At 67.2% G+C, this 12195-nt stretch carries 16 protein-coding genes; 1 reads left to right on the top strand and 15 read right to left on the bottom strand.

The window, feature by feature from the left end; all coding sequences use genetic code 11:
* Positions 1 to 6: 6 nt before the first annotated feature.
* The 4 genes from J2W36_RS09475 to J2W36_RS09460 all read right to left on the bottom strand — a co-directional run bounded on the left by J2W36_RS09475 (position 7) and on the right by J2W36_RS09460 (position 4127).
* A complete protein-coding gene (locus J2W36_RS09475) occupies positions 7 to 1527 on the bottom strand; it encodes an ABC transporter ATP-binding protein (RefSeq protein WP_307689464.1) in 1521 nt (506 codons plus the stop codon).
* A gap of 40 nt (positions 1528 to 1567) precedes the next feature.
* The gene (locus J2W36_RS09470) at positions 1568 to 2659 is read right to left on the bottom strand and encodes a BMP family ABC transporter substrate-binding protein (protein ID WP_307689463.1); all 1092 of its coding nucleotides are present in this window, start codon (positions 2657 to 2659) and stop codon (positions 1568 to 1570) included.
* 75 nt (positions 2660 to 2734) lie between these two features.
* The gene (locus J2W36_RS09465) at positions 2735 to 3121 is read right to left on the bottom strand and encodes a VOC family protein (RefSeq protein WP_307689462.1); all 387 of its coding nucleotides are present in this window, start codon (positions 3119 to 3121) and stop codon (positions 2735 to 2737) included.
* A 4-nt stretch (positions 3122 to 3125) separates the two neighbouring features.
* Positions 3126 to 4127 carry an isopenicillin N synthase family dioxygenase gene (locus J2W36_RS09460; protein WP_307689461.1) on the bottom strand — a complete coding sequence of 334 codons (1002 nt, stop codon included), beginning with the start codon at positions 4125 to 4127 and terminating at the stop codon, positions 3126 to 3128.
* 267 nt (positions 4128 to 4394) lie between these two features.
* On the opposite strand from J2W36_RS09460, the gene rutR reads away from it, so the two are divergent.
* Positions 4395 to 5153: an HTH-type transcriptional regulator RutR gene (rutR, locus tag J2W36_RS09455; RefSeq protein WP_307689460.1), complete on the top strand. Its 759-nt coding sequence runs from the start codon at positions 4395 to 4397 to the stop codon at positions 5151 to 5153.
* 332 nt (positions 5154 to 5485) lie between these two features.
* On the opposite strand, the gene J2W36_RS09450 is transcribed toward rutR, so the two are convergent.
* The 11 genes from J2W36_RS09450 to minE form a co-directional block, all read right to left on the bottom strand.
* Positions 5486 to 5698 (bottom strand): SlyX family protein, encoded by a 213-nt coding sequence (locus J2W36_RS09450; RefSeq protein WP_307689459.1) that lies wholly within the window; start codon positions 5696 to 5698, stop codon positions 5486 to 5488.
* A gap of 4 nt (positions 5699 to 5702) precedes the next feature.
* Entirely contained in the window at positions 5703 to 5819 is a 117-nt protein-coding gene (locus J2W36_RS09445) for a hypothetical protein (protein WP_307689458.1), read from the bottom strand.
* Positions 5820 to 5831: 12 nt separating this feature from the next.
* Positions 5832 to 6689 carry an isocitrate lyase/PEP mutase family protein gene (locus J2W36_RS09440; protein WP_307689457.1) on the bottom strand — a complete coding sequence of 286 codons (858 nt, stop codon included), beginning with the start codon at positions 6687 to 6689 and terminating at the stop codon, positions 5832 to 5834.
* A gap of 15 nt (positions 6690 to 6704) precedes the next feature.
* On the bottom strand, positions 6705 to 7208 hold the full coding sequence (locus tag J2W36_RS09435) for a GNAT family N-acetyltransferase (protein ID WP_307689456.1): 504 nt from the start codon (positions 7206 to 7208) through the stop codon (positions 6705 to 6707).
* Positions 7209 to 7240: 32 nt separating this feature from the next.
* Positions 7241 to 7786, bottom strand: a complete 546-nt coding sequence (gene rutF, locus J2W36_RS09430; RefSeq protein WP_307689455.1) for an NADH-dependent FMN reductase RutF — start codon at positions 7784 to 7786, stop codon at positions 7241 to 7243.
* A 64-nt stretch (positions 7787 to 7850) separates the two neighbouring features.
* Positions 7851 to 8441 (bottom strand): malonic semialdehyde reductase, encoded by a 591-nt coding sequence (locus J2W36_RS09425; protein WP_307689454.1) that lies wholly within the window; start codon positions 8439 to 8441, stop codon positions 7851 to 7853.
* A gap of 7 nt (positions 8442 to 8448) precedes the next feature.
* Entirely contained in the window at positions 8449 to 9243 is a 795-nt protein-coding gene (gene rutD, locus J2W36_RS09420) for a pyrimidine utilization protein D (RefSeq protein ID WP_307689453.1), read from the bottom strand.
* Between the two features lie 17 nt (positions 9244 to 9260).
* A complete protein-coding gene (rutC, locus tag J2W36_RS09415) occupies positions 9261 to 9650 on the bottom strand; it encodes a pyrimidine utilization protein C (RefSeq protein ID WP_307689452.1) in 390 nt (129 codons plus the stop codon).
* A 36-nt stretch (positions 9651 to 9686) separates the two neighbouring features.
* The gene (gene rutB / locus J2W36_RS09410) at positions 9687 to 10481 is read right to left on the bottom strand and encodes a pyrimidine utilization protein B (protein WP_307689451.1); all 795 of its coding nucleotides are present in this window, start codon (positions 10479 to 10481) and stop codon (positions 9687 to 9689) included.
* 23 nt (positions 10482 to 10504) lie between these two features.
* Positions 10505 to 11623 carry a pyrimidine utilization protein A gene (rutA, locus tag J2W36_RS09405; RefSeq protein WP_307689450.1) on the bottom strand — a complete coding sequence of 373 codons (1119 nt, stop codon included), beginning with the start codon at positions 11621 to 11623 and terminating at the stop codon, positions 10505 to 10507.
* A gap of 281 nt (positions 11624 to 11904) precedes the next feature.
* A complete protein-coding gene (gene minE / locus J2W36_RS09400) occupies positions 11905 to 12195 on the bottom strand; it encodes a cell division topological specificity factor MinE (protein ID WP_307689449.1) in 291 nt (96 codons plus the stop codon).

Raw genomic sequence — 12195 nt, 5'->3', positions numbered from 1 at the left:
TCCATGTCAGGAATGATGAACCATGGCCTGCCCGATCGACTGGCGATCGGCCGGCTGATCGAATTCGGCGACGATGCGCCCGCGCGTCATCACGCCCACGCGGTCGGCCAGCGCGAGCACCTCGTCGAGATCCTCGCTGATCAGCAGCACGGCCGCGCCCGCGTCGCGCGCGGCCAGCAGACGCGCATGCACCTCGGCGCCCGCGCGCACGTCCAGCCCGCGGCTGGGGCTGTGCGCCAGCACGATGCGCGGCATGCGGCCGAACTCGCGCGCCAGCACCAGCTTCTGCGCATTGCCGCCCGAAAGCAGGGCCGCCTTCTGGTCCAGGTTGCGCACACCCTGCACGTCGAACGCTGCGACCGCGTCTCGCGCGTCGGCCTGCATGCGCGCCCGGTCGAGCCGCCAGACGGGCCCGTAGCGGCCCTCGTGCACCTGGCCGATGCCGAAGTTCTCCGCCACCGACAGTGCGCCCGCGAGCGCGATGCCGTAGCGGTCGGCCGGGATGGCCGCCACCTGCAGCACGCGGCGCTCGGAGGTCGATGCGGCCTTGAGGTCCCCGAAGCCTTCGAGCTGGATGTCGCCCTCGATGCGATCGTCCAGCCCCAGCAGTGCCGCCGCCAGTTCGCTCTGCCCGTTGCCGCCGACGCCGGCCAGTCCATAGATCTGGCCCGCATGCAGCGTGAGGTCGACGCCATCGAGCGCGCGGCGGCCACCGGCCTGCGGCGTGCGCAGTCCCCGCACCCGCAGGCGCGCCTCGCCGACCGGGCTGCGCTCGTCGCGCACGGCCGCTGCCACCGAATCGCCCACGGTGAGCTGGACCAGTTCCGCGACCGCCACCTGCCGAGGGTCGACGGTCTTGACCGTGCGGCCGCCGCGCATGACCGTCACGCGGTCTGCGTAGGTCTTCACGTCGGCCATCTTGTGGGTGACCAGGATCACCGCTGCGCCGCTGCGTGCCAGCGCATGCACGGTCGACAGCAGGCGCTCGGCTTCCTGGTCGGTCAGCACGGCCGTGGGCTCGTCGAGGATCAGGATGCGCGCGCCAGCCAGCAGCACCTTGAGGATCTCCACGCGCTGCTGCTCGGCGATCGACAGCCGCTCCGTGCGCTGGCGCGGGTCGATGTCGAAGCCCAGCGCCTGCGCCTTGGCTTGGATCTGCGCCTCCAGCTGGGCAAGGCGCTTGCGGTGGCTGCCTTCGCCGGAAGCCAGCGGATGGCCGAGCATGATGTTCTCGGCCACCGTGAAAGGCTTCACCAGCTTGAAGTGCTGATGCACCATGCCGATGTGGTGGCGCGCGGCATCGCGCGGACCGCCGAGCTGCACGAGGTTGTCGTCCACCAGCATCCGGCCGGCCTCTGGCGCATACAGGCCCGCGGCGATGTTCATGAGCGACGATTTGCCTGCGCCGTTCTCGCCGAGCAGCGCATGCACTTCGCCCCAGCGCGCGCTGAAGTCCGCCTCCGTCAGGGCCTGGAAGCCATCGAAAGACTTGCTGATGCCCTGAAGCTCGAGCGCGGTCGACGTCAAGATAAGGCTCCAGCGAGGAAGCGCGCCAACGGGTGCCGGATCATTTCTGTGTGACCACGCCCTTGACGTACCAGTCCATCTTCCAGAGGTCGGCGTCCGAGAGCACCGCGCCGGCAGCCACGCGCTCCTTGCCTTCGCGGTCCTTGAGCGGGCCGGCGTAGATCTGCTTGCCCTTCATGATCGCATCGCGCTCCGCCGTGATGAGTGCTGCCTTGTCCTTGGGAACGCCCGCGCCGAAGCCGGCAATGTCAGTGCCGCCGTCCTTCATTTCGATGAAGGCGCCGTAGGGCGACGGCTTCCAGTTGCCGGCCATGATCTTCTTGAGTTCGGGCGTGAGGAACTTGTCCCAGACCCACACCGACGAGCACAGCGTGGCCTTGGGCGCGAACTGGCGCAGGTCGCGGTGGTGGCCGGTGCCGTACACGCCGCGCTCCTGCGCGACGATCTGCGGGGTGGGCGAGTCGACGTGCTGGCCGATCACGTCGGCGCCCTGGTCGATCAAGGCCATGGCCGCCGCGCGTTCCTTCACCGGGTCGTTCCAGGCACCGGTGTAGATCACGTTGACGGTGGCGTTGGGGTTCATCTTCTGCGCACCGAGCGCGAAGGCATTGACCGTCCAATTCACCACGCCGAAGGGGTTGGCCGCGACGAAGCCGAGCTTGCCGGTCTTCGATGCCGCGCCGGCGGCCATGCCGCACAGGTACTGGCTCTCGTAGGTACGGCCATAGAAGGCTTCGAGGTTGCTGGCGTTGGTGGTGCCCGAGCCGTTGAGGAAGGCGACGTTGGGGTATTTGGCAGCCAGCTCCTTGAAGCTGTCGGAGTAGCCGAAGGCGGTGCCGATGATGATGTTGGCGCCGCGCGAGATGAAGCGCTCGGCCGCCGGCTTGATGGCCGAGGCGTCTTCGGGCACGTTCTCGACGAACTGGATCTTGGTGCCCAGCGCCGCCTCGACCTTCACGCGCGCTTCGTCGAAGGCCTGGGTCCAGCCTCCGTCGTTCTTGGGCCCGAAATACAGCATGGCGATCTTGGGTTCGCCCTTGAGGGTGAAGCCGTCGGCGGCCATGGCAGGCCCCGTCAACGCTGCACCCGCCACCAATGCCACCACGGCGCAAGAAATCGATCGACGCAACATCACTCTGACCTTTCAGGCTGAACGAACAAAAAAGAGGAAAGCGAAACGGAGGGCGCGCAAGAATGCGCCGCATTCTTACATCATGAAGTTGATGCGGAACACGTTGCCTTCGGGATCCAGCAGCACCGACTGGTACCACTGGTAGTAAGTGACATACGGCGCCTTGACCAGCGTCGCGCCGGCGGCCACTGCGATGGGCACCATGCGGTCGACGTCGGCCTGGCTGTCGACGTCAATGTTGAGCAGGAACTTGATGCCGCGCGTGTCCGAGAACTCCGACAGCTGCAGCAGTTCGTAGGCGTCGAGCGCGTTGAAGCCCAGGCTCGACTTGCCGGTGTCCAGCCCGCGGAAGATCGGCGAGCGGATCGCCTCGATTTCCGGGAACCCGAACACGCGCTGGTAGAAGCCGCTGAGCGCAACCACGTCTTTCGCGAAGACGTTGACGTAGGACAGGTGGGCCATGGCGTCAGGCCGTCGCCTTCGTGCCGCCGAAGGTCGTCTGCTTCACGAACTTCGAGGTCAGGTGGTCGCCCGAGGAAATGGGCGCGTACTTCGGCTGCTCGCCAGGGGCCAGGCAACTGGGCAGGCATTCGACCATCGCGTCGTAGTTCGGTTGATGGAAGAACACCAGCGACTGGCGGCGGTTGGAGCTCGCCACCTCGAACGGTGGGTTCACCACGCGGTGCAGGGTCGACACCCACTGGTCGTTGGTCCACTGCATCATCAGGTCTGCGATGTTGACCACCAGGCCGCCTTCGACCTGCGGCACGTCGACCCACTGGCCGGCCTTGTTGAAGACCTGCAGGCCCTTGTCGTCGGGCAGCACGATGGTCAGGCTGCCGTAGTCGCTGTGCGCACCGGCGCGCAACTGGCCTGGCAGCGGCGCCTCGCGCTGCGGTGGGTAGCTCAGCACGCGGAACATGCTGATGTGCCGATCGATCTTGTCGTCGAAGAAGGTCTCGGGCAGCGAGAGGCCCAGCGCGAAGATGCGCATGAGGGAGCGCGACAGGTCGCTCATGGCCTCGAAGTATTCCTCGTACGCCGCGCGGAAGCCGCGGATGTTCGGCCAGCTGTTGGGTTCGAAGTGCGGGCCCGCGGCCGGGCCGCGGTGGTAATCGTCGTCGGGCACGTTCGGCGGACCGATGGAGAACGACTCCTTCAGGTCGCCGGGCGCCGCCTCTTCGAGGCTGTACGACAGGCCCTCTTCGCCCACCGCGCTGTAGCCGCGCACAGCGTCTTCGCGCGGACGGTCGACCTTGCGCTTGTCGGCCAGCGGCAGCGCGAAGAACGCGCGCGACAGGGCCGAGACACGTTCGATGAGTTCAGGCGCAATCCCATGCTGCGTGATGACGAGAAAGCCGATGCTTCGGCAGGCCGCATCGACCTCGCGCGCCACGCGTTCGCGGGCCTCGGGCGCGCCGCTGAACCAGGGCGACAGGTCGATGATGGGAACGGACAGCAGGGTCATGGTGTGCGGGCCTTGGGTGGAGACGACATCGGATGGGCTGCCGTCCGGTATGCAACGTCTGTGCCAGTTGGACCAAATGGACAAATGCGTGCGGCCCTCTTCGCTTTGCTTGCCAATGGTGCATCGCATGCTGCTGCCATGTAAGAAGGAAGCAAACATGTGCATGCAGCCTTGCGTTGGTGCGCCGGCCCTGGTGCGAGCGGGTACGGCTCGTGCGAGGATCGAGACTTGTTTGTTTGCGACCAGCCGTCGAGAAAGCCACTGGACATGCCCAAGACCGCCGCAGCCGGCAAGCCTGCACGCGCCCCAGCCAAGACCGTCAAGACTGCGAAGCCCGCCAAGGTCAAGAGGGCCTTGCCGCGCGCACCCGCCGCCCGCAGTCCTGCCGCCGTCAGCCGGCGCCTGCGCCAGATCGAGGACAAGCGCAGCGTCATCCTCACTGCAGCACTGGGCCTGTTCTCGCGTTTCGGCCTGCATGGCACCAGCATCGACCAGGTGGCGGCGCGCGCCGACGTGTCCAAGAGCAACCTGCTTTACTACTTCGCGAACAAGGAGGAGCTGTACGTGTGCGTGCTGCGCGACCTGCTGGCCGTGTGGCTGGAGCCACTGCGCGGCTTCAGTCCCGAGCAGGACCCGCGCAAGGCCATCGGCGACTACATCCGGCGCAAGCTGGTGATCTCGCGCGACCGACCCGACGCGTCACGCCTGTTCTGCCTGGAGATGATCCAGGGCGCGCCGCTGCTGCGCGACGAACTCGGCCGCGAGCTGCGCGACCTGGTGGAACGCAAGTCGGAGGTCATCCGCCAGTGGGTGGCCGACGGCAAGCTCGCACCTGTCGATCCGCACCACCTGATCTTTGCGCTGTGGGCGACCACGCAGCACTACGCCGACTTCGGCGTGCAGGTGCAGGCGATCACCGGGCGCACGCTCGACGACCCCGGCTTCTTCGAGGAGGCGGTCGACAACGTGCAGCGCATCGTGCTGCAGGGTGCGTCGGCGCATGCGGACTCGGCTTCCGGGCGGTAGGTGGTTGTGCGCTGTTCGCTGGTGCGGTCGGGGTGCGTGCACAGGGCACCGGGTACTTCCCTCCGCTCATGTCCCCCGGCTTCGCCTCCTCCTTTACTTCGCTGCGGGAAGCACCCGGCGCCCTGCGCACGGGGACACCGCGGTGGTGCATCGTTGATCAACCACGGGCTCCTCCGGCTCATGTCGATGGTGTGCTCTGCGCAGCGAAGTAAAGGAGGAGGCCGCAGGCCGGGGGACATGAGTGGAGCAGAGTACGCCGTCGGCGTGAGCGCGCCCCGGAGGTTCCGATCAACCGCCTTGGCGAGCGCCCTGCGCCAAGCAGATGCTGCGTTTCAATAGTGGGGCGGCAACTCGTCGCGCAGATTGCGCGCACCGCCCGAGCCGCCGTCGGGCGCTTGCTGGCGCAACTGCGTCACCTGCAAGATGAGCGCATCGATCTGCTGCTGCTGGCGATAGATCGTCATGTTGAGCTGATCGAGAAGGTCCTCGGTGTAGCTGGCCTTGATCTCCAGGTCGGTCAGGCGGCGGTCGGCGTCGTTTTGCATCCCGCTATTGGACACCGGGCGTGGGGCCTGCAGACGCCATGTGCGTCGCTGTTCGAACGAGTCGCTGAGCGAGCGTGCTCTTGCCCGTACCGGGCAGGCCGCCAAAGACGATGAGTGGCATGGGCGTGTCGCCTTAGGGCGTCGACCGCGCCGCCAGATCCGCACGAAAGAACGCGTCCAGCATATCGCCCGATGCGGCGCCGGCCAGGCCGTCGAAGCGGCCTTCGGTGGCCAGCAGTTGGGCCGCGCGCATGAAACCGCCCCAGGCCGCGCGGGCGAGTGCGCCGCCCAGGCTCACGCGGCGCACGCCGAGCGCGGCGATGTCCTGCATGGTCAGGTCGCTCGCCGAGCCGACCAGCAGATTGAGTGGCTTGGGCGCGACGCCTGCGACCAGCGCCGCGATCTGTTCGCGGCCGTGGATGCCTGGCGCATAGAGACAGTCGGCGCCGGCGTGGGCATAGGCGCGCAGGCGGGCCAGGGTTTCGTCGAGGTCGGGTCGCCCGACCAAAAAGCATTCGGCGCGTGCCACCAGCAACGTGCCGCCGCCGCCGGAACGGTCGATGGCATCGCGCGCCGCGCGCAGCCGTGCGACCGCCTCGTCGATGGTGTACAGCGGCCGGGCCGCGTCGCCCGTGGCGTCTTCGATGGACAGGCCGGCCACGCCGGTCTCGATGGCGATGCGCACGTTTTCTGCGACCCCGGCCGGATCGTGCGCATAGCCGCTCTCGAAGTCGGCGTTCACGGGCAAGGTGGTGGCGGCGACCATCTCATGCAGGTGGGCGATCACCCGGTCGCGCGACACGGCGGTATCGGGACGCGCGTTCGACCACGCGAAGCCGGAACTGGTCGTGGCCAGCGCCTGGAACCCCAGGCTCTCCAGATAGCGCGCGCTGCCCGTGTCCCACGGGTTCGGCAGCACGAAGCAGCCGCTCGCATGCAGCGCGTGGAAGGCGCGGCGCTTGTCGTCGACGCAAGGCGATGGGGTCGGCATGGGGTGCTCCGGGTGTCAGCCTGGCGTGGCGAGCGTCTTGAACATCACGTGGGCGTCGACCAGTCCCAGGCGCTGGTGGCGGAACGCGCCCGGCAAGGTGCCGACGATCGCGAAGCCCAGCCATTGCCAGAGCCGCACGGCGCGTTCGTTGGTGGACACGACGAGGTTGAACTGCATCGCCAGAAAGCCCATGGCGACCGCCTGTGCCTGCGAGTGCTCGCACATCGCCGATGCGTAGCCCTGGCCCTGGCCTGCGGGCGCGACCACATAGCCGCAGTTGCACACATGGTTGCCCAGGCCGGTCTGGTTGGGCTTGATGAAGTAGGTGCCAGCGATCGTGCCGTCCGCCGTGCACAGCACGAAGGTGGCGGCCGGCGTGTCGATCCAGGCCTGGCGGATGTCTTGCTCGGTGCTGTCGGGCGCGAAGGAGTAGGTGTCGCCCGCCTGGAAGGTGGCCTGCAGGATGGGCCAGAGGGCGGGCCAGTCGCTGTCCTGGAAAGGGCGGATCGTGTGTGTCATGCCACCGATTCTGCCCGGCCGTGCGCGGTGTGTCAGTGGGGTGCCGGCAGGAGATCGTGGTAGCGGCGATCGAAGTAGACGAGGCCGTGCGCGGTGTCGCCGAGAGTGATGGCCACGGCCTCGCAGAACAGCACATCGTGCGTGCCCACGCTGGTACGGCGGACCACGCGGCAGTCGAAGGACGCGGCAGCGCCTTCGAGCTGGGGAGAGCCGGTGAGGCCGCGGCGCCAGCGGGCCGCGGCAAAGCGCGCGTCCATCGGCGTCTTGCCGCCAAACACGCCGGAGAGCCCCTGGTGGCCGGGGGCCAGCACGTTCACGCACAAGACGCCGTTGGCTTCGAAGGCCGGGTACACCGAGGCCGTGCGGTTCAGGCAGACGAGCAGCGTCGGCGGCTCGTCGGTGACGCTGCACACCGCCGAGGCCGTGAAACCGGCGCGGCCCGCCACGCCGTCGGTCGTGATGATGTTGACCGCGGCCCCCAGGCGCGACATGGCGTTGCGGTAGTCCGCTTTCTGCAGCACCGGCCCGACGGGGCTGTCAGGCGCGTCGTCCAAAGCGGCGGTGGTTGCGGGGTCCATGGCGTTCAGCATGTTCAGGAGGCTCCGGGAGGCGCAGCAGGCGGCGGTTGGGGAACGTCGCCGATCAGGCGAGCGTGCAGGCTTCGTCGAACGCCAGGCGCGGCAGGCGGCCGAACACCTTCGACGCGTCGCCGTGGCCCAGATTGACAATGAAGTTGACGGTCCAGGTGGTGCCGTCGAAGAATTCGGCATCGACCTTGGCCTTGTCGAAGCCCGACATCGGGCCGGCGTCCAGGCCCAGCGCGCGGGCCGCGAGGATCAGGTAGGCGGCCTGCAGCGTGCCGTTGCGGAAAGCCGTCTCGTGCGCCACCTCGGGGCTGCCGGTGAACCAGGCGCGCGCGTCGGCGTGCGGGAACAGCGCGGGCAGCTTGTCGTAGAAGGTCTTGTCCCAGGCCACGATCACGGTGACGGGCGCGGTCATGGTCTTGTCGACGTTGCTGGCCGACAGTGCCGGCTTCAGGCGTTCCTTGGCTTCGGGCGTGCGCACGAAGACGAAGCGTGCCGGGGAGCAGTTGGCCGACGTCGGGCCCATGCGGGCGAGGTCGTAGACCTGCCGCAGCAAGTCATCGGACACCGGTTCGGGCGTCCAGCCGTTCTGGCTGCGGGCTTCGGTGAAAAGGGTGGCCAGTGCGGCGGCGTCGAGTGCTTGGGTCATGGTGATTTCAATGGTTACCCGCCTTGGCGAGGAAGGCGAGCAGGGTGGCGTTGAAAGTGGCCGCCTCCGTCACGCTGTGGGCGTGGCCGCCATGCGGTACCCGGTCGAGTATCGCGTGCGGCAGGCCGTCCGCCAGCCGCTGCGAACAAGTCCACGGCACCAGTACGTCATCGGTGGCGGCTGCGACCAGCGTGGGGACGTCGATGGACGGCAGCTGCGCGTCGACGTCGAAGGCCCGCAGGGCGCCGATGCGCGCGCGCATGTTGGCCTCGCCGGGGAAATGCGTGAAAGCGTGGTCGACCTCGGCCTGCACCTCGTCGGCGTGCGCCGCGCACCAGGCGGCGGGGTACAGGAAGATCGGCTGTGCCTCGACGTAGGCCCGTGCGCCCACCGCGCCGAGCAGCGCAAGGCGTGCTTCGAAGCAGCGTGCCGAATGCGGGTTGGGCTTCGACCAGGCATTGATCAGCACCAGCCCCGTGACGCGCGACGGCGCATCGAGCGCGAGCTGCAACCCGACCAGGCCACCCAGTGCATGGCCGATGACGATGCACTGCGCCGTGTCGGTGGCGTCGAGCACCTCGACCACGTCGCGCGCCATGTCGGCGATCTGGTAGTCGGCTTTCAGCGCCTCCGGGCTGCGCCCGGTGCCGCGCTGGTCATACGCCACCACACGCCAGCCGGCGGCGACCAGCGCGGGAATCTGTGGCTTCCAGAAATTCGCCGAACCACCCAGGCCCGAGGACATCAACAGCGTGGGCGCGCCGGCCGAGGCCTGGCCGTGGACTTCGTGATACAGCGGCATCGGAATCGTCCCTGCGCTCAGGGCTTGCCGATGTGCGCGATGGAGGCGATTTCCACGAGCGCGTCGGGCTTCACCAGGCCGCACTGGATGCAGTAGCGCGCCGGCTTCACGCCCGGGAAGTATTCCGCATAGACGGCGTTGACCTTCGCGTAGTCGGCCCAGTCCTTGATCATGATCATGTTGAAGGTCACGTCGTCCATCGTGCCGCCGGCCGTGGTGATGACGCTCTTGATGGTCTCCAGCACGTGGCGCGTCTGCAGCGTGGCATCGCCCACGTGGACCACGTTGTTGTCCTTGTCGAAGGGCAACGTGCCCGACACGTAGACGATGCCGTCGGCCATCGTGCCGGGCACGAAGGGCGCGATGGGCGTGGTGGTTCCGGGTGGAATGATGGCTTGCTTGGGCATGGAAGGCTCCTTGGGCGTTCGGATGAAGAAGAGGTGTCAGGCGCTGACGGTTTCGGCTGCGGTGGCCAAGGGTGCGGCGGCCAGTTCGGGCGCGACCGTCTGGCAGAACGCATCCACCGTCGAGACCCATCCGAAGAAGGTCTCGACGTTGTAGACAGAGGCTTTCTGGATGGCATCGCCACCGAGCTCGTGCGTCGCGTCTTCGAGCATCACGGCAAAGTATTCGAGGTGGAAGGCATCGCGCAGCGTCGACTCCACGCACACGTTGGTCGCGATGCCGGTGAACACCAGGTTGCGGATGCCGCGTGCGCGCAGGGTGCTGTCGAGCGCGCTGTTGAAGAAGCCGCTGTAGCGCGTCTTCGGGATCACGATGTCGCCGTCCATCGGCTTGAGGGCCTCGATCAGTTCGTAGTCCCAGCCTCCCTTGGCGAGGAACTTGCCTTGCAGTTCGGGCTTCTTGCGCATGGTCTTGAGCGCGTTCGACTTGTACCAGTTGGGGGAACCGGGGCCGCCTGCCTCGACGTACTTCGCGTCCCAGCCGTTCTGCAGGAACACGACCAGGATGCCGGCCGCGCGCGCGGCCGCGATGGCGCGCGCAATGGCGTCGATCGTGCCCTGCGCGCCGGAAATGTCGAAGCCCGCCGAATCGACGTAGCCGCCGAGGGATGCGTAGGCGTTCTGCATGTCCACCACGATCAGCGCAGACTGCGCAGCCTGCAGCGCGAGTGGCTCGGGCCGCGCGGGCAGTACCAGCGGCGCAGGCGCGCCGGGCAGGGTGGGCACGCCGACCGGCGTGGTGGAGGTGAGGGTGGCGTTCTTCGGGGTGCTCATGGATGTGTGTTCCTCGATGGCGTTCAGGCGGCAAGCGCTTCAGGCTGCACCTGCGAGGCGACGGGCGTGTCCGCGCCGACGCGGCTCTTCATGAGCGGCTGGATGCGCTGGCCGAAGGCCTCCACGCCCTGGACGAAATCGTCGAAGGTCAGCAGTACGCCTTCGGTGCCAGGCACCTCGGCCACTTCGTCGAGCATGCGCGCGACGCTGGCGTACGAACCCACCAGCGTGCCCATGTTGATGTTCACGGCGGATGTGGGGTCGGTCATCTGGCGCACGTTGGTGTCGGCGCCCGACTTCGTGTCGGCCGCACCCTGCGCGCCCAGCCAGGCGATGGCCTCCTGGTCGGCGCCGGCCTTGTAGTGCTCCCACTTGGCGCGGGCGGCTTCGTCGGTCTCGTCGGCGATCACCATCATCAGCACGTAGGTCGTGACGTGGCGACCGGTCTTGGCTGTGGCTTCGATCAGCTTCTGGGCTGCGGGCGCGAAGGCCTTGGGCGTGTTCACGCCCTTGCCGAAGCAGAAGTTGTAGTCGGCGTACTTGGCCGAGAAGTCCATGCCTGCGTCGCTCTGGCCGGCGCAGATCACCTTCATGTCGGCCTGCGGCTGCGGGCTCAGGCGACAGTCGTCCATCTGGAAGTGCGCGCCCTTGAAATCGGACTGGCCCTTGCCCCACAGGTCGCGCAGCACCTGGATGTATTCCGAGAGGTACTGGTAGCGCGTGCTGAAGAATTCATCGCCGGGCCACATGCCCATCTGCGAATACTCGGGGCGCTGCCAGCCGGTCACCAGGTTCAGGCCGAAGCGGCCACCCGAGATCGAGTCGATGGTCGAAGCCATGCGCGCGACGATGGCCGGCGGCATCACCAGCGAGGCCGAGGTGGCGAACAGCTTGATCTTGGTGGTGACGGCGGCCAGGCCGGCCATGAGCGTGAAGGACTCGAGGTTGTGGTCCCAGAACTCGGTCTTGCCGCCGAAGCCGCGCAGCTTGATCATCGACAGCACGAAATCCAGGCCGTAGTGCTCGGCCTTGAGCGTGATCTCCTTGTTGAGCGCGAAGCTGGGCTTGTACTGGGGCGCGTTCTCCGACAGGAGCCAGCCGTTGTTTCCGATCGGGATGAAGATGCCGACATTCATGGTCATGGTTGCGTGCTCTTGAACTGAATTGGAACCTGCCGGAATCGCAGAACGCCGGCGCCTGGCGACTCTTACGCATACTCCATGCCAGCCGAAAACTCATCCAGATCAAGGGCTTGGGGCCGGTTTCCGCGTCAATTTGGACCAAATGGTCCAAATTGGATCATTCGGTCGGTCGCGGCTGCGCAGCCTTGGTGCGAACCCGGCAGAGGCGCGGGGCCTGCCACGCGCACGCAAAAAAGCCCGCCGGCACGAGGCGGGCGGGCTTGTCGCGGGCGGCTGGCGTCTCAGCGTGCCGCAGGCAGCGAAGTCTTGGTCGTGAACTCCGGCAGCTCGATCTTCACTTCGAGCACTTCCAGGTCGTCCTGGCGTTCGACGTGGACCTTGATGTCCTCGAGGTTGATCGACACGTACTTCGAGATCACGGCGAGCAGTTCACGCTGCAGGTCAGGCAGGTAGTCGGGGCGCTTGCTGCTGCTCAGGCTCGAACGCTCGTGCGCGAGGATGATCTGCAGCCGTTCCTTGGCAACGCTCGCCGTCTTCTTCTTCTCGCCGAGCAGAAATGAGAAAAAGGACAT

Origin of the sequence: Variovorax ginsengisoli (genome assembly GCF_030811835.1) — a bacterium.
Taxonomy (GTDB): domain Bacteria; phylum Pseudomonadota; class Gammaproteobacteria; order Burkholderiales; family Burkholderiaceae_C; genus Variovorax; species Variovorax ginsengisoli_C.
The sequence above is the reverse complement of the archived record's forward strand: the minus strand, read 5'-3'. Positions and strand labels throughout refer to the sequence as shown.